24 protein-coding genes are annotated in these 22,144 nt (G+C 34.4%); 16 read left to right on the forward strand and 8 right to left on the reverse strand.

Annotated features, from left to right (window positions below; all coding sequences use genetic code 11):
* Positions 1-41 precede the first annotated feature (41 nt).
* Positions 42-449: a thioesterase family protein gene (locus Q0972_RS11340; RefSeq protein WP_299365832.1), complete on the forward strand. Its 408-nt coding sequence runs from the start codon at positions 42-44 to the stop codon at positions 447-449.
* Here the strand turns inward: Q0972_RS11340 and Q0972_RS11345 are convergent.
* Positions 444-1,052, reverse strand: a complete 609-nt coding sequence (locus tag Q0972_RS11345) for a YigZ family protein (protein ID WP_299365833.1) — start codon at positions 1,050-1,052, stop codon at positions 444-446. The two genes, Q0972_RS11340 and Q0972_RS11345, sit on opposite strands and share 6 nt — an antisense overlap.
* A 105-nt stretch (positions 1,053-1,157) precedes the next feature.
* Between Q0972_RS11345 and Q0972_RS11350 the strand changes: the two genes are divergently transcribed.
* Positions 1,158-2,750, forward strand: a complete 1,593-nt coding sequence (locus Q0972_RS11350; protein ID WP_299365834.1) for an aryl-sulfate sulfotransferase — start codon at positions 1,158-1,160, stop codon at positions 2,748-2,750.
* A 106-nt stretch (positions 2,751-2,856) separates the two neighbouring features.
* Here Q0972_RS11350 and Q0972_RS11355 read toward each other — a convergent pair whose 3' ends face one another.
* From Q0972_RS11355 to Q0972_RS11370, 4 genes are read right to left on the reverse strand one after another with little or no spacing between them, the layout of a single operon-like run.
* Positions 2,857-3,705 (reverse strand): DMT family transporter, encoded by an 849-nt coding sequence (locus tag Q0972_RS11355; RefSeq protein WP_299365835.1) that lies wholly within the window; start codon positions 3,703-3,705, stop codon positions 2,857-2,859.
* The gene (locus tag Q0972_RS11360; RefSeq protein WP_299365836.1) at positions 3,702-4,313 is read right to left on the reverse strand and encodes an HAD family phosphatase; all 612 of its coding nucleotides are present in this window, start codon (positions 4,311-4,313) and stop codon (positions 3,702-3,704) included. Before Q0972_RS11360 ends, Q0972_RS11355 begins: the two co-directional genes overlap by 4 nt.
* Before the next feature lie 7 nt (positions 4,314-4,320).
* Positions 4,321-5,376 (reverse strand): bifunctional diaminohydroxyphosphoribosylaminopyrimidine deaminase/5-amino-6-(5-phosphoribosylamino)uracil reductase RibD, encoded by a 1,056-nt coding sequence (gene ribD / locus Q0972_RS11365; protein WP_299365837.1) that lies wholly within the window; start codon positions 5,374-5,376, stop codon positions 4,321-4,323.
* Positions 5,377-5,862, reverse strand: coding sequence for an LEA type 2 family protein (locus Q0972_RS11370; protein ID WP_299365838.1), 486 nt, complete (start codon positions 5,860-5,862; stop codon positions 5,377-5,379).
* A gap of 34 nt (positions 5,863-5,896) precedes the next feature.
* Between Q0972_RS11370 and Q0972_RS11375 the strand changes: the two genes are divergently transcribed.
* The 5 genes from Q0972_RS11375 (at position 5,897) to Q0972_RS11395 (ending at position 11,044) form a co-directional block, all read left to right on the forward strand.
* The gene (locus tag Q0972_RS11375) at positions 5,897-6,388 is read left to right on the forward strand and encodes a GNAT family N-acetyltransferase (RefSeq protein WP_299365839.1); all 492 of its coding nucleotides are present in this window, start codon (positions 5,897-5,899) and stop codon (positions 6,386-6,388) included.
* Positions 6,389-6,390: 2 nt separating this feature from the next.
* Positions 6,391-7,260: a peptide chain release factor N(5)-glutamine methyltransferase gene (gene prmC, locus Q0972_RS11380; RefSeq protein ID WP_367182401.1), complete on the forward strand. Its 870-nt coding sequence runs from the start codon at positions 6,391-6,393 to the stop codon at positions 7,258-7,260.
* Positions 7,261-7,353: 93 nt separating this feature from the next.
* Positions 7,354-7,935 (forward strand): TIGR00730 family Rossman fold protein, encoded by a 582-nt coding sequence (locus tag Q0972_RS11385; RefSeq protein ID WP_299365840.1) that lies wholly within the window; start codon positions 7,354-7,356, stop codon positions 7,933-7,935.
* A gap of 267 nt (positions 7,936-8,202) precedes the next feature.
* Entirely contained in the window at positions 8,203-10,197 is a 1,995-nt protein-coding gene (gene ligA / locus Q0972_RS11390; protein WP_299365841.1) for an NAD-dependent DNA ligase LigA, read from the forward strand.
* A 106-nt stretch (positions 10,198-10,303) separates the two neighbouring features.
* Complete coding sequence (locus Q0972_RS11395; protein WP_299365842.1) at positions 10,304-11,044, forward strand: hypothetical protein; 741 nt, start codon at positions 10,304-10,306, stop codon at positions 11,042-11,044.
* Here the strand turns inward: Q0972_RS11395 and Q0972_RS11400 are convergent.
* The 3 genes from Q0972_RS11400 to Q0972_RS11410 are packed head-to-tail and all read right to left on the reverse strand — an operon-like array spanning position 11,033 to position 13,151.
* Positions 11,033-11,425: a DoxX family membrane protein gene (locus tag Q0972_RS11400; RefSeq protein WP_299365843.1), complete on the reverse strand. Its 393-nt coding sequence runs from the start codon at positions 11,423-11,425 to the stop codon at positions 11,033-11,035. The two genes, Q0972_RS11395 and Q0972_RS11400, sit on opposite strands and share 12 nt — an antisense overlap.
* A 59-nt stretch (positions 11,426-11,484) precedes the next feature.
* Complete coding sequence (locus Q0972_RS11405; RefSeq protein WP_299365844.1) at positions 11,485-12,396, reverse strand: bifunctional UDP-sugar hydrolase/5'-nucleotidase; 912 nt, start codon at positions 12,394-12,396, stop codon at positions 11,485-11,487.
* Complete coding sequence (locus Q0972_RS11410; RefSeq protein WP_299365845.1) at positions 12,393-13,151, reverse strand: 5'-nucleotidase C-terminal domain-containing protein; 759 nt, start codon at positions 13,149-13,151, stop codon at positions 12,393-12,395. The genes Q0972_RS11405 and Q0972_RS11410 overlap by 4 nt, the downstream gene beginning before the upstream one ends.
* Before the next feature lie 69 nt (positions 13,152-13,220).
* Between Q0972_RS11410 and Q0972_RS11415 the strand changes: the two genes are divergently transcribed.
* The 9 genes from Q0972_RS11415 to Q0972_RS11455 form a co-directional block, all read left to right on the forward strand.
* On the forward strand, positions 13,221-13,739 hold the full coding sequence (locus Q0972_RS11415; RefSeq protein WP_299365846.1) for a hypothetical protein: 519 nt from the start codon (positions 13,221-13,223) through the stop codon (positions 13,737-13,739).
* On the forward strand, positions 13,739-14,623 hold the full coding sequence (gene dapA, locus Q0972_RS11420) for a 4-hydroxy-tetrahydrodipicolinate synthase (RefSeq protein ID WP_299365847.1): 885 nt from the start codon (positions 13,739-13,741) through the stop codon (positions 14,621-14,623). Before Q0972_RS11415 ends, dapA begins: the two co-directional genes overlap by 1 nt.
* 108 nt (positions 14,624-14,731) lie before the next feature.
* Positions 14,732-15,532, forward strand: coding sequence for an outer membrane protein assembly factor BamD (locus Q0972_RS11425; protein ID WP_299365848.1), 801 nt, complete (start codon positions 14,732-14,734; stop codon positions 15,530-15,532).
* 11 nt (positions 15,533-15,543) lie between these two features.
* On the forward strand, positions 15,544-15,870 hold the full coding sequence (locus Q0972_RS11430; RefSeq protein WP_299365849.1) for a DNA-directed RNA polymerase subunit omega: 327 nt from the start codon (positions 15,544-15,546) through the stop codon (positions 15,868-15,870).
* A 99-nt stretch (positions 15,871-15,969) separates the two neighbouring features.
* Positions 15,970-17,181 carry a bifunctional phosphopantothenoylcysteine decarboxylase/phosphopantothenate--cysteine ligase CoaBC gene (coaBC, locus tag Q0972_RS11435; RefSeq protein WP_299365850.1) on the forward strand — a complete coding sequence of 404 codons (1,212 nt, stop codon included), beginning with the start codon at positions 15,970-15,972 and terminating at the stop codon, positions 17,179-17,181.
* Positions 17,174-18,061, forward strand: coding sequence for a DUF4835 family protein (locus Q0972_RS11440; protein WP_299365851.1), 888 nt, complete (start codon positions 17,174-17,176; stop codon positions 18,059-18,061). The genes coaBC and Q0972_RS11440 overlap by 8 nt, the downstream gene beginning before the upstream one ends.
* A 78-nt stretch (positions 18,062-18,139) precedes the next feature.
* Positions 18,140-19,792 carry a DNA repair protein RecN gene (gene recN, locus Q0972_RS11445; RefSeq protein WP_299365852.1) on the forward strand — a complete coding sequence of 551 codons (1,653 nt, stop codon included), beginning with the start codon at positions 18,140-18,142 and terminating at the stop codon, positions 19,790-19,792.
* A 103-nt stretch (positions 19,793-19,895) separates the two neighbouring features.
* A complete protein-coding gene (locus Q0972_RS11450; RefSeq protein WP_299365853.1) occupies positions 19,896-20,711 on the forward strand; it encodes an SDR family oxidoreductase in 816 nt (271 codons plus the stop codon).
* A gap of 107 nt (positions 20,712-20,818) precedes the next feature.
* A partial coding sequence (locus tag Q0972_RS11455) for a VCBS repeat-containing protein (RefSeq protein WP_299365854.1) occupies positions 20,819-22,144 on the forward strand: 1,326 nt, incomplete at its 3' end.

Genomic DNA, 22,144 nt, shown 5'->3' on the forward strand with positions numbered 1-22,144 from the left:
CTTTGAAAATTACAAATTTTTTGTTAAACAAAAGCATAAAATTGAATTTTAATGAGACAAAAATAAGGGTGCGTTATGGTGAGACAGACCAGATGGGCGTGGTATACCATGCCAATTATGCGGTTTATTTTGAGGTCGGTAGAACTGAGTGGTTACGCGAGTTTGGTCTAAGCTATAGTGCTATGGAAGCTGACGGTATTATGCTTCCGGTGATTTCATTGAATATAAATTACAAAAATTCAGCACGTTATGATGATAGGCTTAAAGTAATAACTAAATTAAAAAAAATGCCCACGGCGTCAATAGAATTTGACTATGAATTACGAAACGAGTCCGACGAATTATTGGCAACAGGAAATACAGTTTTGGCCTTTATAGATATGAAACGCAATAGACCTACACGCTGCCCAAAATATCTTTTAGACAAACTGCAAAATTATTCGTTATAATTCGTCTATTTCTATGCCGAAAGAATCCTTGAAATACTGTAAAATTTTTGAACCGTCACCTTTTCTGACAGATATTTCTAACACGCAATCGTGTTCTAACTTTTGATTGATAATATTTACCCGATTTTCTTTCAATATTCGCATAACCTTGCCCATGTCTTTATATTTAAAATTGAGCCTAAAAAGCAAGTTTATGGTTTCTTTAATGATATCTGCCGATTCCAAGGCTAACTTCGCACTGGTTCGGTAAGCATTAATTAAACCTCTTACGCCTAGTTTGGTACCACCATAATACCGTACAACGACGATTAAAATATTAGTAACCTCAAAGGCTTGGATTTGTCCATATATTGGAATGCCTGCAGAGTTAGAGGGCTCTCCATCATCATTGGTTCTGTAACTTATAGTTTCTGTGCCAATTTGATAGGCGTAGCACCAATGTCTAGCAGAATGATGTTCTTTTCTTAAGGTTTCAAGATGGTTTTTGATGTCGTTTTCATTCGTTACAGGAAAGGAGTAGCCGTAAAACTTACTGTTCTTATCTTTATAAATATCTCCCTGGGCTGGCTTAGATATTGTTTTGAAGGTATCTTTTTCTAACATTAGATTCTGTTCTAAATAATCGTAATGACTAAACCCTTTTTTTTGGCAAATTAAAAGTAATTCATTTTTTTTGCGAAAATCTTTATATTTGAAAAAAAGAAAGCGATGAAAAAAATTACAGCATTAATTATGTTGGTCCTTTTTAATTGGATCAACAGTCAAGAAACCATTGGATTGATTTATGATGACATCAATCTAGAAAAGTCAGAAGGCTATACTCTTATAAAGCCTACGTCAGATAATCGTGTTTTATTAATTAATAATTGCGGCGAACTTGTTAATCAGTGGACTATATCATCAGATAATGCTAGAAATGTTTATTTGTTAGAGAATGGTAATTTATTGGTTAGTAGTGGATTGGAAGCTACAATACTAGACTGGGATAATAATGTGGTCTGGAGTATTGAATACCAAGCAACTTTTGGATGGAGAATACACCATGATATTGAACCATTGCCAAATGGAAATTTTTTGGTTTTAGTTAGGGACTCTCGTACTGACGTAGAAATGTTTGCCGAAGGTATGGACACATCATACAGTAACCCAACTTTTGTTATAGAGCGGATTATAGAAATTGAACCTGTAGGAACCGACACTGCCAATATTGCTTGGGAATGGAAAATGATAGATCATATCGTTCAGGATTTTGATAATACAAAACCTAATTTTGGTGTTGTTGCAGATAATCCCCAACTCTATAATATCAACTATGATAATGGAAATGGTTCTAATCCTATACATGCCAATGCGATAGATTATAATCCTATTTTAGATCAAATAGCAGTTTCTAGTAGACATCTTAGTGAAGTATTTATATTGGATCATAGTACCACAACAGCTGAGGCCGCAACAAACTCTGGTGGTATTTATGGAAAAGGGGGTGACTTCTTATGGCGATGGGGAAATCCTGAAGCTTATGATCGAGGTACTGCAGTGGATAGAAAATTGGGTAGACAACATGATATAAAGTGGATCACGGACGGTCCAAATCAAGGTAAATTGTCGGTTTTTAACAATGATGGTTACGGTAGCGACATGACGATCTCTTCCATACATATCATCGATCAGAATGATACCAACGGGGTATACAGTATGGATGCCGGTATATTTTTGCCAGATGATTACTTCTGGTCATGGGATGGTACCATTATGAACGAAGTTATGCATGCTGGTGCTCAATGTGGTCTTCAGATGCTACCCAATGGAAATGCTCTCATCAATGAATCAGATATCGGAAGGATCTCAGAAATTACAAGCTCGGGTGATATAGTTTGGGTTTACAGAATACCAGTTGGAAATAACACCAATTTTGATCAGTTTGCCGAGCCGACAGGAAATGGTTCATTTAGAGCGCATCGTTATCCTGTGGACTACCCAGGATTCAATGGAGTTACTTTTAATAACGTAGGTATTTTAGAAGATGTTAATAACCTTTCGGATGACTGTGCAAATCGTTTATCGATAAATGATGTAGCTGTTAAGGATTTAAGTGTTTATCCAAATCCTACAAAAGGGATTCTTAATTTCAACTCAGATATGCCATTAGAGCATATTGAGATTTATAATATCACCGGAAAACTAGTAATGACTCAATCAAATACAAATACCATTGACCTAGAACCTTTAGCAAAAGGGATGTATATGGTGAAAATTTCATTATCTAATTCTACTAATGTTATAAAGGTAATAAAGGAATGAGTATAAGTATAGAGGTTGTTACTTCTATTCACTTAGTGAACATATAACATATAAACCTTCTAATGGATTTCTTAATCTAGTTGAGGGTTTTTTTGTGCTTGTTTTTTTAGAGTGTAACCAATACAATAGAGATTAGAGCTATTAGAATGCCCAACCAATTCTTTTTTGAAATTAATTCCTTAAAAAGTAAAAGTCCCATTAAACATGAAACGGCTACAATAGCAACATTATTAATCGTAAAAACAGATGAGCTCTCATAACCATCAACACGAAGCGCCTTTAACAAAAAATACATAGAACCATAGTTTACAACACCCAATGCAAAACCGAAAGGGAGGCTTTTTCTATTCAATCGATGTTTTTTGTTTGTGGTTTTGTAACCAACAACTGTAATGCCTATAATTCCTGCGCTTGCAAAGATTATGGCCAAGAATAAGGGCATATTGCCATCTGGGGCAAAATGATTAACACTCGTATCTATAATTCCAGACCCTAAAAATAAAACAATGGGTAAATAGATAGCCTTAGTAAGAACAACGTCATTTTTAGGTTTTACCGAGGTAAGATAAACTGCAATCAAAGCCAGTAAAATACCAGTAATTTTTTGAAAGCCAATACTCTCCTTATAAACCAAAATCCCAAATAAAACAGGGATAATAACACTCATCTTACTTGCTACAGAAGCAACCGATAATCCATTTTTTTGAGCAGTAAGAGCCATGACATTAAAAATGCTAATAAATAAAAATCCTAATGCAATTGCAGCAAAAAACCATGTAGAAGCTAGCATTTTAGATATATTTATTTCCTGATCGTAGAGGAGAAACCCACATAAACTTGCCGTTATGTAATTCATAACGATGGCTTGTAATGTATTAACATTGTATTTGTCGAATAATTTGAATAGCACAAATATGGCCGTGGATGAGAGTATGCTAAATAAAAGGTATATCAAAAGAGGTCTTTTTTAATGTCGAACAAATTAACCACATCTTCTTTTGTTTCATCAATATTCCAAACGTGAATTCCCATGGATTTTGCCGTTTCGGTATTCTCCTTAGTGTCATCAATAAATAGACATTCATTAGGATTTAGATTATTTTCCAATAAAACAAAATCGAAAATTTCGGGGTTAGGTTTTCTCAAATGTATTTCATGAGACAAATAGAATTTTTCAAAACAACTTTTAAAGTCTTCATAGAAGTCAATAGCAGATTTAATAAAGTTAATGTGCATAGTATTGGTATTGCTCAAAAGTATTAGCCTGTAATCTCCTTTTTGAGCTAGATCCTTGATGAAATCTAAACGATATTTAGGAAAGTCCTTTAGAACAAAATTCCAAGCGTCAATAATTTGAGTTTCATCTAAGTTTGAAAATTTTGATAAATAGAAATCAATAAAGCCAGAAGTTGATACCTTGCCAATTTCATACTGAATATTAGTAGCTATCATATCCTCTTCAAATGTTTTTAATTCAAAGAGTTTAAGCGCATTTTGCATAGCACCTAGCTTGTCTAAATTAATAAAGACATCACCAAAATCGAATATTAACGTTTTTATCATAATAACCCTATTTAGACAGCACCTGATAACTATCTGGGTGCGATGTTTCAGAATCTTGTTTTTTGTTACTGTAAATTTTCAATGTATCGTCTACAAATGTAATTTCAGAAATTGGTTTTCCATTAAGTCTAGGTGCTTTAACACCTTCTTTAAATTCAACCTTTCCAGTAAAAACTCGCGCTTCATCCCAGAGGTTTTCATCTATAAACGTCTGAAGAGTTTTAGCACCACCTTCAATGATGATTGAATTGATGCTTCGCTCATATAATAGCTTACATATTTGGGAAGCTATAGGTCGATTAAAATCGATGTCGCTGTTGGTAATTCTAATCGTTTCTGATTGATTATTGAACACCACAAAATCTTTTTTCAATTTAGATGAACTGTCCAATACAACTCTTGTTGGATTTTGGCCCTTCCAATCTCTTACCGTTAAACTTGGATTATCTTCTACAACTGTATTTGTACCCACCAAAATTGCTTGCTCTTCAGCACGCCATTTGTGGACTAACTGTCTCGAATATATATTGGTAATCCAAACGGGTTTCTTTTCACTTTTTGTTTTTGGGGCAATAAAACCATCTGCAGATTCGGCCCATTTTAAAATAATGTAAGGCCGTTTTTTATTGTGAAAAGTAAAAAAACGCTTATGATGTGCTTTACATTCCTCTTCTAGGACTCCAATAACAACATGGCATCCTGAAGCTTTTAATTTTGCAACGCCTTTACCCGCAACTTCTGGGTTATCATCAATACAACCAATAACCACTTTAGGGATTTTATGCTTTATGATTAAATCGCTACAAGGCGGTGTTTTTCCGTAATGGCTACAAGGTTCTAGAGTTACATAGAGTGTACTTTTACAAAGCAGCGACTTATCTTTTACTGCGTTGATGGCATTAACTTCAGCATGACTTTCACCGTAAGGGCTAGTAAAGCCTTCACCAATTATTTGGTTATTATGAACAATTACTGCACCAACCATAGGGTTTGGACGTGTTGTGCCCAATCCATTTTTGCCAATCTGTAAACAGCGTTTTATATAATCCTCGTGAACTTGCAACTAAAGCTTAATTTTTATGTTTTGGGTTTCATCTACGCCATAAGTTGAGGAGTACCCTAGAACTTTATATTTTATGTCCCCTTTGTATTGCACTTTCAAGTTTTGTGAAATTAAACTTCCTAACAACCCACCAAGGCTTTTTCTGTCGATAATACTATCTGTAGCAATAGATACTGTAAGAGGGATCTCAAAGTTCTCCTTAGAAGGTACCTCAAAGGGTTCGGAAACAAAAGTGGCGACTTCGGTATCGTTAATATAAACCTTAAGATTATCGGTTTTAAGCGTGCCGCCAACATCATTAGGATTAGTGAATAATGCATCTGCACTAAGTGTGATATTTTTAATGTTAGAGTCTACAACTTTTATATTGTCGAGTCCTAAAAACTCTGGTTCTTCAGTAACGGTACAGTTGAAAACCAGTGAAAAAAACAATAAAAACAGTAATGTTCTTTTAAGCATAACATTGATAATTATAGCTATCTTCATACCAAAATAAATTTGGGATTAAATCAAAAATTTAGTGGATAAAGATACTATTGTTATTCGAGAAATTGAACAAAGGGACGATCCTAAAATTGCTAAGGCGATTAGAAGTGTCCTCATAGAAATGGGAGTGCCTAAGGTGGGCACAGCCTATGAAGATAGTGCTTTGGATTGTATGACCGAAACTTATAATCAACCACGTAAAATTTATTTTGTAGTAGAAAAAGATGGTGCCATTATTGGTGGTGCTGGAATTTCTCCGTTAGATAACTATGAAGGTAATGTGTGCGAATTGCAAAAAATGTATTTTATGCCAGAAGCGAGAGGTAAAGGTTTAGGTAGCGAAATGATGCAAAAATGTTTAGCATTTGCAAAAGAAGTTGGTTTTGAGCAATGCTATTTAGAGACCATGCCTTATATGGATAATGCCCGAAAACTCTATAAAAAAGTAGGTTTTGAGTTCATAGACCAGCCCATGGGAGATACAGGTCACTATTCTTGCACAGTTTGGATGCTTAAAGATCTATAGTATTGAAAGCATTAGACCTTAAACATACTTTTCATAGAGAACTAGATATTATTTACGGTAAAGCCGAAGTGGAACGTTTCTTCTTTTTAAGCTGCGAGCACTATCTTAATATTTCAAGGATTCAATTGACTTTAGAGCCAGAGTTGACATTCACAACCTCTGAAACCGATATCTTTTTTAAAACCTTAGAAGATTTAAAGCGGCAGAAACCAATACAATATATCTTAGGGGAAACAGAATTTTATGGCTTAATATTTAAGGTCAATTCTAATGTGCTTATTCCAAGGCCAGAAACAGAAGAGTTGGTAGATTGGATTATTAAAAGTCATTCTGATATTAAAAACAAACGGCTCAAAATTTTAGATATAGGAACAGGCTCGGGATGTATAGCGATAAGTTTGGCAAAACACTTGCCCAATGTAGAGGTTTCTGCTCTGGATATATCTAAAGAAGCGATCGAAGTAGCCAGACACAATGCTGATATTAATAATGTCGATGTCGCTTTTATTGAAGCTGACATCTTAAACAAATCCAATTGGGATTTGTCTTTTGATATTTTGGAATTTGATATTATTGTATCTAATCCACCATATGTAAGACAGTTGGAAAAAGCCGAAATGAAGCCCAATGTGTTAGACAATGAACCAGATTTAGCATTATTCGTCCCAAATGAGAATCCTCTTATGTATTATGAAGCCATAATGAATTTTACTGTTAATAATTTGAAACCACAAGGACATTTATATTTTGAAATTAACCAGTATCTTGGCAATGACACAGAGCAGTTGCTGATAGATGCCAATTTTCAAAATGTTGAATTACGGAAGGATTTAAATGGTAATGACCGTATGTTAAAAGCACTAAGGAAATAATTTAATTTGTCATTCCTGCGTGGTCACTGAGCGTAGTCGAAGTGAAAGCAGGAATCTAAAACAAAAAGACGCCCATTTTCATGGGAAATTAAAATGAAAAGTATATCTGTATTTTGCGGCAGTAGCGAAGGTAACGATCCAGACATTATTGCAACAGCTTATCAATTAGGAGAAACATTAGCACAGGAGAACACCGCATTGGTTTATGGTGCAGCAAGGATTGGCATTATGGGCAAAGTTGCCCAAGGAGTAATGGATAGTAATGGTAAAACCATTGGTGTCATTCCGAAGTTTTTACAAACAAAAGAAATTGTGCATAACGAACTTTCAGAACTAATCGTTACCGAAAATATGCACGATCGTAAGATCATTATGTACGAAAAAAGTGATGGATTTATTATAATTCCTGGAGGTTTTGGCACTATGGACGAGTTTTTTGAAATCACCACATGGGGACAGCTCGGGTTGCATACAAAGCCTATTGGTATTTTGAATATTAATGGCTATTATGATGCCTTAATCGCTCAATGTAAAACTATGGTAGAACGCGGTTTTTTAAAACAGGAAAACTTAGATGCCGTAGTTATCGATAATACGATAAGTGGTATATTGGATAAAATGAATAATTACGTTCCATTGCCAACCCCAAAATGGTTAAATAAGGAAGGGCTTTAGGATTGACAAATTATAATTGCATATTCATACTTTTAGAAAGATATTTTGTCATTTCGAACAACGTGAGAAATCTCAAAAAAGAATAAAAACTGAAAGTAACTCAAGGAGACATTAGCAAATTACATAAGATTTTCGGTTTAGTTAATCTCGGTCTACGTATTGCCTGTCAGATGCAGATTTCTGATTTTTATTACAGTTAGATTAATTTTGGGTGCAATTTTATTTTGGGTAAGTTTAAGTCAAGAAAAATGATCAAATTTAAATTTGATGAACACACAACAAAAAATACAAAACCTTAGAGACGAGCTGCGTCAGCATAATTACAATTACTATATCCTTGATAATCCAACCATTAGTGATTATGAGTTCGATATGAAGTTGAAAGAACTCCAGATTTTAGAAGACGCGCACCCTGAGTTTTTTGATGCCAACTCACCAACACAGCGTGTAGGTGGTGCCATTACTAAGAATTTTAATACAGTGGTGCATGATTTTAGGATGTATTCTTTAGATAATTCCTATTCAAAAGAAGATTTACAAGACTGGGAAACCAGAATCAAAAAATTGGTAGATGGCGAAGTACAGTATACCTGTGAATTAAAGTATGATGGAGCCTCGATGAACCTCACTTACGAAAACGGAAAGTTGCTAAGAGCAGTCACCAGAGGCGATGGCGTGCAGGGCGATGAGGTAACAACTAACGTAAAGACTATTAATACGGTTCCTTTGCAACTTAAAGGTGATTATCCTGAGCGTTTTGATATTAGAGGTGAAATTATCTTACCTATAGAAGGCTTCCTAAAAATGAACGAAGAGCGTATCGCCAATGACGAAGAGCCCTATAGAAATCCTAGAAATACAGCCTCAGGAAGTCTAAAACTACAGGACAGTGCTGAGGTGGCCAAACGTCCGTTAGAATGTTTATTGTACAGTATTAAAGGCAATAACTTAAATGTTTCTACACAATTTGAAGGACTTCAAAAAGCAAGGGAATGGGGATTTAAAGTTCCTAAAGAAGCAAAATTGATGAATTCTATCGAAGATGTTTTAGACTATGTGGCATATTGGGACGAGCATCGTCATGGCTTACCTTATGAGATTGATGGTGTAGTCATTAAAGTTAATAGTTTATATCAACAAGAAGAATTAGGCTATACGTCTAAGGCGCCACGTTGGGCAATGGCCTATAAGTTTAAAGCAGAACAAGTCTCCACCAGATTAAATGAAATCACCTATCAGGTTGGGCGAACTGGAGCAATAACACCTGTTGCCAATTTAGAACCTGTACAATTGGCTGGTACTACCGTAAAGCGTGCCTCGCTCCATAATGCCGATCAGATTGAAAAATTGGATATTAGGGAAGGCGATGAGGTATTTGTAGAAAAAGGAGGTGAGATTATTCCAAAAATTATTGCAGTAGATTTAAAAAAACGTCCAAAACATTCTCAACCTACAATTTATATAACACATTGCCCAGAATGTGGGACAGAACTTATAAGACCAGAAGGCGAAGCCAAACACTATTGTCCAAACTATAATGGCTGCCCGCCACAGGTTATTGGTCGTATTCAGCATTACATCTCTAGGAAAGCCATGGATATTGAGGGCTTAGGAGGTGAGACCGTAGCGTTGTTGGTCAATGAAGAGTTGATTGCTAATTATTCGGATTTGTATGAGTTAAGCGTTGGACAAGTTATTCCATTAGAGCGTATGGCAGAGAAAAGTGCAGAAAATTTGGTTAATGGTATTGAAGCTTCAAAGCAAATTCCATTTGAACGTGTCTTATTTGCTTTAGGAATACGATATGTTGGTGAAACTGTGGCTAAGAAATTGGCTAAGCATTACAAATCTATTGATGCTTTGATGAATGCATCAGTATTGGATTTAGTGACTGTAGATGAAATCGGAGAACGCATAGCAGAAAGTGTAGTTGATTTTTTCTCTTCCGACCAAAATAAGAACATTGTTGAGCGCTTAAGATCCTTTGGGGTACAACTTGAAATTTCGGCCGATAAATTAGCCAATCAAACTGATAAGTTAAATGGATTGTCTATTGTTGTTTCTGGTGTTTTTGAAACCTTGTCTCGCAATGAACTTAAAAAACTTATAGAAGATAATGGCGGAAAAGTGTCGTCATCGATATCCTCTAAAACCAGCTATTTAGTCGCAGGTGACAAAATGGGCCCCAGCAAGCGTACAAAAGCAGAAAATTTAAATATTACGATTCTCTCTGAGCAAGAGTTTTTGAAATTATTGAAATAAATTCTTACAAAAAAACATGCATTTCATCGATAAAACGTAATTTTTTATCGTTTAATTGTAAAATAATATTATATTCGCTTTATTAATAAGGGATTAATTAATGTTAGTGAATAGAATCATAAAAGTTGGGCTATTACTTTTAGGAGGAGTTTTTATAGTACTTCAGGGACTTGCATTTGAGCTAGAGGGAGCAGCAGTGAGTGCGTTAATGTTAGTCTTGTTAACGGTCTTGTATTGTAAGTGGACAAATAATAAGTCGAGAATGTTTTTTTGGTTCTTAGTTACATTTACTCTAGCACATCTATTAAGTTATTCGTCGTGGTACGGTCCAATAATACAACAAGAGCAAATAGATTATTACTATTACGGTGCTAATATTTTATACATCGTCTCATATTTGTTTTTAATTGCAAAAATTGCATTATCAATTAAAATCAAGGCAGTTTTTAAAGAACTTGCCATACCTATATTAATTCTTTTTCTGCTGGATATTTTTTGTGTTGTTTTAGTTACCGATACTACTAAAAGTGCACTTTCTGTATACGAGTACACTTTGGAGTTTATTTATAACGCTGTGATTATGGCACTACTATCTGTGGCATTAATAGACTATATGTACAGAAATGATAATAAATCCATGTTATTTCTATTGGGATCTATTTGTATTGTTTTTTCAGAAATAATTCAGTTAGCATATTTCTACATCTTAAAAAATGATAAAAACCTTGGTTTTATATATTCATTCTTTTTGGTTGTGGCCTTCTTATTTTTTTATCTGCAATCCCAAGTAAATTTTACAGGTCCAGAACCAACATACGTCGATGTCGATGAAAAGTTAGAAGCTTAATTTTTTTCCAAGGAAGGGAATCGCCTTACGGTGGTAATAAAGAATAATTGCGCTTAAAGTAAAAGTCACAATAGCTGTGTAGAATAATACACCTCCATCACCTTTAACATCAATACCCAATTGTGTAAGGTGCATCATAATAGCTCCGCCAATAAGTCCAAGCGTTAATAAAGCACCTGCCCAAATGGTCCTTGGTATTAGAAGCAATATTCCAGCAATAAGTTCTAATATACCGATACCTATTCTACCAACAGGTTCTAAACCAACGGTTTCAAAAATATAGACACTGTCTGGGTGGGCCGTAAACTTAAACCTCAGTGTTTGAATTAAGATGATTGCAACAATGATTCGGAGTATTAAAATGATTTTGCTAGATTTCATAATATGTATTGTTTTAGTTGAAATCTTAGACGTTTCGATTTTAGTTACTTACAAAAAGCTTATACAATTATTGTAGTGCTGTCTGATTTTAGTTCTTTACCAGGTTCAAAATAAAAATCAATTCTACCCAAATAAAGGCCGTATGCACCAACTTGATTTACAAGTACTTTTTGTCCAACTCTATTTTTTGTTATTGTTGGTTTAGGTAAGAATGTATGGGTATGACCACCAATAATTAAGTCAATATCTTTAGTAGCTTTGGCTAAATTTAAATCGCTAGCAATATCTGGATTATCCTTATAATGATAACCAATATGTGATAAACAGATTACCAAATCGCAAGATTCTTCTTCTTTTAGTGCACGAGAGATATCTTGAGCTATTTCTATGGGATCATTATAAATGGTTTCCTTGTATAATTCTTTTTGTACAAGTCCCTCGAGCTGAATTCCTAATCCAAAAACACCTATTCTCACACCATCCCTAACTAAAACTTTGTAAGGTTTAACGTGGGTATCCATAACGGTATTTGAAAAATCATAGTTTGCAGACACAAACTCAAACTTAGCATGTGGTAACTGCGCATAGAGACCATCGATGCCATTGTCAAAATCATGATTACCTATAGTAGCCACATCGTATTTAAGCATACTCATGAGCTTAAATTCTAACTCACCACCGTAATAATTAAAATAGGGAGTACCTTGAAAAATATCACCAGCATCAAACAATAAAGTATTTGGATTTTCTTTTCTTATGGATTCAACGATCGTTGCACGCCTAGCGACTCCACCTTTGTTTGGGTTTCTTTTGTGCTGAGGTCCAAAAGGGTCGATATGGCTGTGTACATCATTGGTATGTAAAATGGTAATATGTTTAATTTTAGGGTTGCAAGACTGTAAGGATAAGCCGCCTAGCCCTAAAACTGTAGCCGCAGCAGTAGCTTGCTGTATAAAATGTCTTCTTTTCATGACTCGGTTGTAAGTTTTACAAAACGACTATCAATTTTTGGATTTATGGTATCGGTTTTTTTGAAATAATCGATAAGGATATTCCTTACTTTATAATCTAATCCATAGACACTATCATTTGGGTGAAAAAAAGTCATGTCATTACCTCCATTATACAAATAATCGTTTGTAGCTAGATAATATGTTTGATCTTTAGAAATGGGCTTGTTGTTAATGAGTGCTTTTTCTACTTCAAAATTATCATCTAATGTAATTTGAATTTGTTTTGAAACCGGATGGGCCTTTTTTGCCTTGGATAAGTACGATAGCATTTTGTTAATCTGTATGCCTTTTAATTCTACTACAACTATAGAGTTTTCAAAAGGCATAATTTCGTAAGCTGTCCTCATAGTGATATTGCCTTCGGATATTATGGATCTTATACCTCCGTGATTTAACAGAACAAAGTCTATATTCTTTCCAGTACGTTTATGGAATACAGGATTGCTTTCACTGTAAACGGCATCAGCCATAAGATTACCAATAGCTGTGTTGAGTTCACCGTCTGATTTAGAATAAGTATCTGGAGCATACGAAATAATACTATCCAGATTTTTGTTTACATGTGCTCTATAAGGTTTAATATAATCTTCGATGGTTTGGCTAGATGAAATGTTTTCATCAATCTCTATGCGATTGCCTTCAATTCTTTGGTGCTCTTTGCAAGACGTAATTAGACTTATTAATAGAATAATTAAAAATGAATTTCTAATCATCGTATAACTTTCAAATGGGATGAAATAATGTTTAGGCTTTTGTTAAATTTGCACAAAGGCTAAATATAAATGATTTTAAAAGCATTTAAGGAAAAATCAAATCAAAAATATGTCAATAAATTGTTGTCTGCGCGTAAAGTTGCCGTAAGCAGTAATAAAGTAAAGACAATAGCAGTCCTGTTGAATGCTGATGAGTTTATTGATTTTGAAGTGTTTAGACAATATTTTAAAGTGTTAAATTTAACATCGCCCAAACACAAAATTGTGGCCTTTACAAATGATGATAAGTTTGTCTCTAGCCAATGGGAAACCTATTTTAGCCCAAAGGATTTTGGTTGGAAAGGAAAGATAAATAATACGGAGCTACAATTGTTTATTAATGAAGCTTACGATGTTTTAATCAGCTATTATAAAGAAGAAAACTTACAGTTAAATACCATAACCGCAGCATCAAAAGCAAATCTTAAAGTTGGCTTAAGCAGAAATGATGAGCGACTTTACGATTTAATTATAGATGTAAAACCAAAAGAGGTACAGATATTTAAGGAGGAATTTAAAAAATACTTGAACATTTTAAACAAATTATAATGACCAAATTTATAGGTACAGGAGTTGCATTAATAACACCATTTACATCAGATCTTAGTATAGATTTTGACGCCCTTAAACGATTAGTAGAACACAATGTTGAGAATGGCACGGAATACTTAGTGATAAGTGGTACAACAGGAGAAAGCGTCACAGTAACTTCAGAGGAAAAGAAAGAATTAATACAATTTATATCTAAAGTAAATAACGGTAGGTTACCTTTGGTATTGGGTATTGGTGGAAATAATACGGCGTCAATCATCGAAGAAATAAAAACCACCGACTTATCTTCTATAGATGCTATTCTTTCGGTTTCACCTTATTACAGCAAACCTACACAAGAAGGCCTCTATCAGCATTTTAAAGCTATTGCTGAGGCATCTCCATTGCCAATAATCTTATACAATGTGCCAGGAAGGACTTCAAAAAATATGGAGCCAAAAACAACAATTCGTTTAGCCAAGGATTTTGACAATATCATTGCCGTTAAAGAAGCCGGAAATAATGTACATCAATATCTAGAATTGTTAAGAACCAAGCCAGAGGATTTTTTGGTATTGTCGGGTGATGACGATTTGGCCTTGGGTGTAGCTTTGGCAGGTGGATCAGGTGTTATTTCTGTTATTGGGCAGGCTTTGCCAGAGGAATTTTCAGAGATGATTCGTTTAGGAATTGCTGGTAAAGCAAAAGAGGCGTACGATCTTCATTTTAAATTAATGCCAATAACAAGTTTGATTTTTTCAGAGAATAACCCAGCAGGAATCAAAGCGGTTTTAGAAGCGCTTAATATATCTAAATCCCATGTGCGTTTGCCATTAGTAGAGGCGACGGATAAGCTTAAAAAAGACATTAATAAAGCACTAGTCGACCTAGGTAAAAGTTAAACTTAGTTTAAATTAGGTTTTGCCTTTAAAACTAAGTTTATTTTAGCATATAATTTTTGTTTTTATAATCCGTTAATAATGTGTACTTTTGCACCCTGTTTAAAATTTATGAAGCGAGGACTATACATACTATTCATAGCAATCTTATTGGTTTCCTGTAGCGATTTCCAGAAGGCTTTAAAGTCTGATGATATGTCTAAAAAGTTTACGTTAGCTACTGAACTATATGAAGCAGAAAAATGGAGTAAATCTAAGAGATTGCTCGATCAAGTTCTTCCAAAGTATAGAGGAAAACCTCAGGCAGAAAAGTTAACTTATATGCATGCCATGTGTGCGTATCAAATGGGAGACTACTATATCGCAAGTTACCACTTTGAAAAGTTTACGGACGTATATCCCAAAAGTGAAAAAGCTGAGGAAGCATCATTTTTGTCTGCAAAGGGTTATTACTACAATTCTCCGGTTTATTCAAAAGAACAGAAAGAAACCATAGAAGCTATTGAGAAATTGCAATTGTTTGTTAATGCATACCCAAATTCAGAATACCTTCAAGAAGCCAATACATTAGTAAAGGAATTAGATTTTAAGCTCGAAAAAAAGGCCTTTGAAATCGCAAAGCAATATGATTTAATCAGGGACTATAAAGCTGCAATTAAATCGTTCAATAATTTTTTATTTGAATTTCCTGGGACCAAGTTGAGAAATGAAGCTATGTACTATAGATTGGATGCAGCTTACAATTTGGCAATGTTTAGTGTAAACAATTTAAAAGAAGAACGGCTTAACGAAGCCATATCCTATTTTAATTCGTTAAAGAAAGCCTTTCCTAATTCAGAGTTTTTAGCCGATGCGACTAGAATGAAAACAGAATTAGAAGAAGAATTAAAAATATTTAGTACTAAAAGTTAATCGTTATAAAGATGGATTTAAAGAAGACTGATGCACCTGTTACCACTGTAACTTACAATAGAAATGAAGTTGATGCACCTACAAACAATATCTACGAAGCTATTTCTGTTATTGCTAAACGTGCAGAGCAAATCAATACAGACATAAGACGTGAGTTAATAGACAAACTAGAAGAGTTTGCAACTTACAATGATAGTCTTGAAGAAATTTTTGAAAACAAAGAGCAGATAGAAGTTTCTAAGTTTTACGAAAAATTACCTAAGCCACATGCTTTAGCGATTAAAGAGTGGTTAGATGACAAGATTTATCATAGAAACACTGAGGATACCAAGGAATAAGCTACCTTAGCTTTAGTACATGGGATGCTTACAAGAAATAACTTTTAATTTCAGGGAAAACCTAGAGATATATAAATCTCTTTTATCGCGTAAACTTTCATGTCTATTCTAAAAGACAAAAACATTTTATTAGGCATTACCGCAGGTATTGCCGCATATAAATCTGCTAGTTTAGTAAGATTGTTTATAAAAGCAGGCGCAAACGTAAAGGTTGTTATGACGCCTGCTTCTAAAGATTTTATTACACCACTTACACTTTCTACATTATCTAAAAATCCTGTGTATTCATCTTTTGTAGACGAGGATGACGACAATGAGGTATGGAATAACCATGTTGAACTAGGGCTTTGGGCCGACTATTTTGTTATAGCACCCGCTACTGCAAATACTATGGCAAAAATGGCTAATGGTGTTTGTGATAATATTTTGCTGGCCACATATTTATCAGCTAAATGTCCTGTATATTTTGCCCCAGCAATGGACTTAGATATGTATAAGCATCAGTCCACTAAGGCATCTTTTGAGAAGTTAACATCTTATGGTAACAAAATGATTCCTGCAGGAACAGGGGAGTTGGCTAGTGGTTTAGTTGGAGAAGGGCGTATGGCAGAACCTGAAGACATTATTGATTTTGTTGAAAACGATATCCTGAGTCAATTACCATTTAGGGGAAAACAAGTTTTAATTACGGCAGGCCCTACTTATGAAGCTATAGATCCGGTAAGGTTTATAGGTAATCATTCTAGCGGAAAAATGGGTTTTGAAATTGCCAGAGTAGCCGCTAACTTGGGTGCAAAGGTGGTTTTAGTATCAGGTCCTACACATCAAAAGATCAATCATAACTCCGTTAATGTAATACCTGTAATTAGTGCAGAAGAAATGTATGATGAAGTGCATAAATACTTTAAATCTTCTGATATAGCTATTCTTTCCGCAGCAGTAGCTGATTACAGACCAAAATTTGTAGCCGATAAGAAAATAAAAAAGAAAGATACAACGTTTAGTATTGAGCTAGAGAAGACAAAGGATATTCTAAAATCATTAGGCGATATTAAAGCGCACCAATTTTTGGTTGGCTTTGCACTAGAAACCAATAACGAGCTAGAGCATGCTAAAGAAAAATTGAAATCCAAAAACTTGGATTTGATTGTTCTTAATTCTTTAAAAGATAAAGGCGCAGGTTTTGGAGTATCAACAAATAAGGTTACATTTATAACATCGTCTTACGATATTATAGAACATCCACTTAAATCTAAAGCTGAAGTCGCTGAGGATTTAATACAACAGATATTAAAACAATTACATGCGTAAAATACTAGTTTTATTTGCCCTTATATTGCCAACAGTTACATTTTCGCAAGAGTTGAACTGTACCGTGAATGTTATAGCACAGTTAACAGGTAATGACAATAATGTTGTTTTCAGGACACTCGAAAAACAACTGACAGAATTTATAAACAATACGCAATGGACAGATAAAAACTTTAGTCCTCAAGAACGTATTAATTGTAGTATGGTCATAAATGTAACTAACTACGAAAATGATAATTTTAGTGCTACATTACAAGTGTCATCCTCTCGACCAATCTTTAATTCTACCTACAGTTCTCCCGTATATAACTATAATGATAAAGACTTTAATTTTCAATATCTGGAATTTCAGAACTTAGTATTCAATCCACTTCAGTTTGAGTCTAATTTAATGTCCGTTTTATCATTTCATGTATTTATGATTCTAGGTATGGATGCAGATTCTTTTGCGCTTAATGGAGGAGATGAATATTTTGCCCAAGCACAGATTATAGCTAATTATTCGCAGCAATTAAATGGGCAAGGGTGGAAGTTGGAAGACGGCTTACAATCGCGTTTTGCTTTGATCGATAACTTATTATCACCAATGTTTAAAGAGATTAGGTCTACAATGTATAATTACCATATTGGTGGTTTGGATATTATGGCAGATGACCCCAAAGAAGGAAAGGCCAAGATTATTGAGCAAATTCCAGAATTGGAAAAGATAAATAGAAGACGTCCCAATTCTTTTTTATTGCGTGTCTTCTTTGATGCCAAATCAGATGAGCTAATGGATGTCTTATCAGGTGGGCCTAGTGTTAATATTGCAGACGCCGTTGACATTCTTAATAAGATAGCTCCAATGCACTCGCAAAAGTGGAGGAATATTAAGTTTTAATAAATTCATAATTTTAGTTTTCCCAGTCTGAACTTGATTCAGAATCTTTACTTTTGTAAATACTAATCACAATTTTATTTGCTCACCTCACTTTACATAAAGAATTATGCGTTAATAGACGAGCTTAGTGTTCAGTTTAATAGTGGATTGACTATTATTACTGGCGAAACTGGCGCTGGAAAATCTATCCTTTTGGGTGGTTTATCCTTAGTATTAGGTAAACGTGCGGATTTAAGTCAGGTAAAAAACAAAGATGAAAAATGTGTTATAGAGGCAAGTTTCGATATTGCTAACTATAACTTAAAATCCCTTTTTTTGTCTTTGGACTTAGACTATGATGTGCAAACGATTATAAGGCGCGAAATTTTACCCTCAGGCAAATCTCGAGCTTTTGTCAATGATGTACCAACAACTTTAGAGAGTTTAGTTGCTCTAAGCACACATCTTATAGATATACATTCACAGCATCAAACACAACAAATAATTCAGGACGATTATCAATTTAAAGTTATAGATGCACTGGCTGATAATGGCAAAAACTTGGAGCTATATTCAGAAAGATTAATGACTTATAAGTCGCTTCAGAAGTCTTTAGAAATACTCAAAGCCTCTAAAGCTGATTTGATTAAAGAGTATGATTATAATTTGTTTCTAACTAAAGAATTGAATGAAATTGATTTGGAATCTGTAGATGTCGAAGATTTAGAATCGCAATATGAGCAGCTTAACAATGTAGAAATAATAGGAGAGAAGCTGGGTAGTTCTAAATTTATACTTTCTAGAGAAGATCAAGGCGTTATGGACCAATTAAATCTTATAAAACAAGAACTAAATAAGATTTCGGGTTTTGGGAAGGCATACGAGTCTTTAGAGGATAGAGTATCGAGTGTAAATGTTGAGTTAGATGATATCGTTGCAGAATTGGATAAGCTTGAAGCGTTGTTGTCCTCAGATCCTCAGGAGTTAGAACGTGTTAGTTTGAAACTGCAAAAGGTTAATAATCTTTTTCAAAAACATTCAGTGTCAGAAGTCGATGAATTAATCGAGATAAAAACAGAGCTTGAATCTAAGATTTCTAATACCGAAAGTTTAGATGAGAGCATTATAGAGAAAGAAAAAGAAATTTCAAACCTCAACAAAGAGTTAAATCAAATCGCTACAACGATCAGTAATCAGCGAAAAGCTATAATTCCTGTATTAATAGAAAAGCTAGAGAAAATGCTTTCGGGGTTAGGAATGCCAAATGCTAAATTCAAAATAGAGCTTGAATCTCTAGATAGTTTTTTGGTCAATGGAAAAGACCGTTTGCAGTTTTTGTTTATGGCAAACAAAGGATCTAGCTTTAATGCATTAAAGAAAGCTGCTTCTGGCGGCGAGTTATCTAGAATTATGCTGACCATTAAATCTATTTTGTCAGAATATATGCAGTTACCATCTATAATGTTCGATGAAATAGATACAGGTGTTTCAGGCGAAATATCGAATAAAATGGGTAGTATTATGAAGCAAATGAGTGGAAGAATGCAAGTGTTTAGTATTACACATCTACCACAGATAGCTGCTAAAGGAGATTCACATTTTAAAGTATTCAAAACAGATATTGACCATGTCACACATACACAACTTAAGCGATTAGATGAAGATCAGCGTATAGTTGAAATAGCACAAATGCTAGGCGGTACTGACATTACAGAATCAGCTATGGCTCATGCCAAACAATTATTGAATTAACAGATCATTGCTGCATAGGCAGGAACTTATCATTATTTCTTTAATTAAATCTTATATTTGACCGATAAATTACTAATCAAAAACAGACTAAAATAGATAGACAATGTATAACTTACTCAAAGGAAAAAAAGGGATTATTTTTGGAGCATTAGATGAAAACTCTATTGCATGGAAGACTGCAGAACGCGTTCATGAAGAAGGAGGTGAATTTGTATTGACCAATGCACCGGTTGCCATGCGAATGGGGCAAATTAATACATTGGCAGAGAAAACAGGTTCTCAGATAATCCCAGCAGATGCAACATCTGAAGAAGACTTACAAAATCTTGTAGAAAAGTCAATGCAAATATTAGGTGGGAAGTTAGATTTTGTATTACATTCTATAGGGATGTCCATAAACGTAAGAAAGGGTAGACATTACACAGATCAGAAATACGATTGGACACAAAAAGGAACCGATGTTTCAGCAATGTCCTTTCATAAAGTAATGCAAACGTTGTATAAGGCAGATGCTATGAATGAATGGGGAAGTATTGTGGCATTAACTTATATGGCAGCTCAGCGTGTCTTTCCAGATTATAATGACATGGCCGATAATAAAGCCTATTTAGAAAGTATTGCACGTAGCTTTGGGTATTTTTTTGGAAGGGATAAAAATGTACGGGTGAATACCATTTCCCAGTCACCAACACCAACAACAGCCGGAAGTGGTGTAAAAGGCTTTGACGGCTTTATTGCTTATGCTGAAAAAATGTCTCCATTGGGAAATGCCACGGCATTAGATTGTGCCAACTATACAGTGACATTATTTAGCGACTTAACCAAGCGCGTAACACTTCAAAATCTTTATAATGATGGTGGTTTTAGTAATATGGGCGTAAGTGATGCTGTGATGGAAGCTTTTGTTGACGACAATTAGACGATATAATTAATCCGTTAAAAAGCTGTTGTGCAATTTGTATGACAGCTTTTTTTATATTGCATAGTGAAATATCTGTGATAAATTAAAATTTTCTGAGTTTTTATATGAAAATAACTTTACAATTAAATAATAATAAGCTTTTAGTAATACTTTTATTTTTAGCAACAACCATCACCGTTCAAGCTCAAACTTTTAATAGAGTAGAAGACGTTGCTGGTTTAGGTGTTTTGGAGGAAAATAATGGGGTAGCCACTGCTGATTATGATGGTGATGGCGATTTGGATATTTTTATCGTTGCTAAAGCAAAGGATAATTCCGAAAGACCAAAATCATTAAGTCGATTATTTCGCAATGACAATGATGGTTCGTTCACAGATGTCACCCAAGCAGCTGGTTTTTCGAACTTGTTCCCAAATGATATTTACGCTGATGCTTTTTTAGGATTAGCAGGTTTTAAATATGGAGCATATTGGGGTGACTATAACAATGACGGGTTCCCCGATTTATTTATGACCTTTTTAGATAGGGTACAACTATGGCGTAATCAGGGAGACGGAACTTTTATCAATGTAACTCAGACTTCTGGAATTACTGAAATCAATGGATGTGGTAATACGGGAGCTACATGGTTTGACTATAACCACGATGGTCTTTTGGATCTCTTTATTGCTGACTGGCAACGTTGTGGACAAAATACATTATATCTAAATCAAGGTAATGAAACATTTCAAGATGTCAGTGAATCAGTGGGAATATCCACTACGGAGAACTATGCAAGTTTTGTAGGGTTACCTTTCGATTTTGACTCTAATGGATTTATTGATTTATATGTTACAAATGATTTAAGACATCCTAATGAATTATTTATAAGCCAAAATGGCAATACTTTTACAGAAGATGCGCCAAGCTATAATATAAACACCACAGGGGAAGATATGGCTATTACTATAGGTGATTATAATTTAGATGGCCATTTCGATTTTTTTATTACGGCCATAGATTTAAACTTTTTGCTGACAAATAACGGTGACGGGACATTTACTGAGTCCGCTGAAGCTTTTGGAATTAATAATACCTTATGGTCTTGGGGTACTAAGTTTTCAGATTTTGATCTCGATGGTGATGAAGATTTAGTTATTGTGAATGGTTATTTTATTAATAATAGAGATGAGGAACCTAACTTTTATTTCAAAAACTTGTTTGTTGAAGGACAATCTACGTTCCAGAATATTTCAGCAGAATTGGGTTTAAATGAGTTGGGCACAGGTGTAGAAGTCCTTGATTTTGATTACGACAATGATGGCGATATGGACCTATTGGTTACCAACAATAATAAAGAATGCTTTTTTTATGAGAACAAGCTATTGAATTTTGATGATGCAGAGACGACCTTGAACTGGCTGAAAGTTCATCTGGAAGGAACAGTTTCT

The sequence above is a fragment of the Winogradskyella sp. genome, from assembly GCF_028282165.1.
In the GTDB taxonomy this organism is placed as follows: domain Bacteria; phylum Bacteroidota; class Bacteroidia; order Flavobacteriales; family Flavobacteriaceae; genus Winogradskyella.

What these genes read in the sequence shown, in the direction of transcription:
- Q0972_RS11345 (WP_299365833.1), bottom strand. Translation starts at nt 1,052, where the DNA reads ATGTTAGAAAAAGATACCTTCAAAACAATATCTAAGCCAGCCCAGGGA.
- Q0972_RS11350 (WP_299365834.1), top strand. Translation starts at nt 1,158, where the DNA reads ATGAAAAAAATTACAGCATTAATTATGTTGGTCCTTTTTAATTGGATC.
- Q0972_RS11360 (WP_299365836.1), bottom strand. Translation starts at nt 4,313, where the DNA reads ATGATAAAAACGTTAATATTCGATTTTGGTGATGTCTTTATTAATTTA.
- Q0972_RS11370 (WP_299365838.1), bottom strand. Translation starts at nt 5,862, where the DNA reads ATGAAGATAGCTATAATTATCAATGTTATGCTTAAAAGAACATTACTG.
- Q0972_RS11385 (WP_299365840.1), top strand. Translation starts at nt 7,354, where the DNA reads ATGAAAAGTATATCTGTATTTTGCGGCAGTAGCGAAGGTAACGATCCA.
- ligA (WP_299365841.1), top strand. Translation starts at nt 8,203, where the DNA reads ATGAACACACAACAAAAAATACAAAACCTTAGAGACGAGCTGCGTCAG.
- Q0972_RS11400 (WP_299365843.1), bottom strand. Translation starts at nt 11,425, where the DNA reads ATGAAATCTAGCAAAATCATTTTAATACTCCGAATCATTGTTGCAATC.
- Q0972_RS11405 (WP_299365844.1), bottom strand. Translation starts at nt 12,396, where the DNA reads ATGAAAAGAAGACATTTTATACAGCAAGCTACTGCTGCGGCTACAGTT.
- Q0972_RS11410 (WP_299365845.1), bottom strand. Translation starts at nt 13,151, where the DNA reads ATGATTAGAAATTCATTTTTAATTATTCTATTAATAAGTCTAATTACG.
- Q0972_RS11415 (WP_299365846.1), top strand. Translation starts at nt 13,221, where the DNA reads ATGATTTTAAAAGCATTTAAGGAAAAATCAAATCAAAAATATGTCAAT.
- dapA (WP_299365847.1), top strand. Translation starts at nt 13,739, where the DNA reads ATGACCAAATTTATAGGTACAGGAGTTGCATTAATAACACCATTTACA.
- Q0972_RS11425 (WP_299365848.1), top strand. Translation starts at nt 14,732, where the DNA reads ATGAAGCGAGGACTATACATACTATTCATAGCAATCTTATTGGTTTCC.
- Q0972_RS11430 (WP_299365849.1), top strand. Translation starts at nt 15,544, where the DNA reads ATGGATTTAAAGAAGACTGATGCACCTGTTACCACTGTAACTTACAAT.
- coaBC (WP_299365850.1), top strand. Translation starts at nt 15,970, where the DNA reads ATGTCTATTCTAAAAGACAAAAACATTTTATTAGGCATTACCGCAGGT.
- Q0972_RS11440 (WP_299365851.1), top strand. Translation starts at nt 17,174, where the DNA reads ATGCGTAAAATACTAGTTTTATTTGCCCTTATATTGCCAACAGTTACA.
- Q0972_RS11450 (WP_299365853.1), top strand. Translation starts at nt 19,896, where the DNA reads ATGTATAACTTACTCAAAGGAAAAAAAGGGATTATTTTTGGAGCATTA.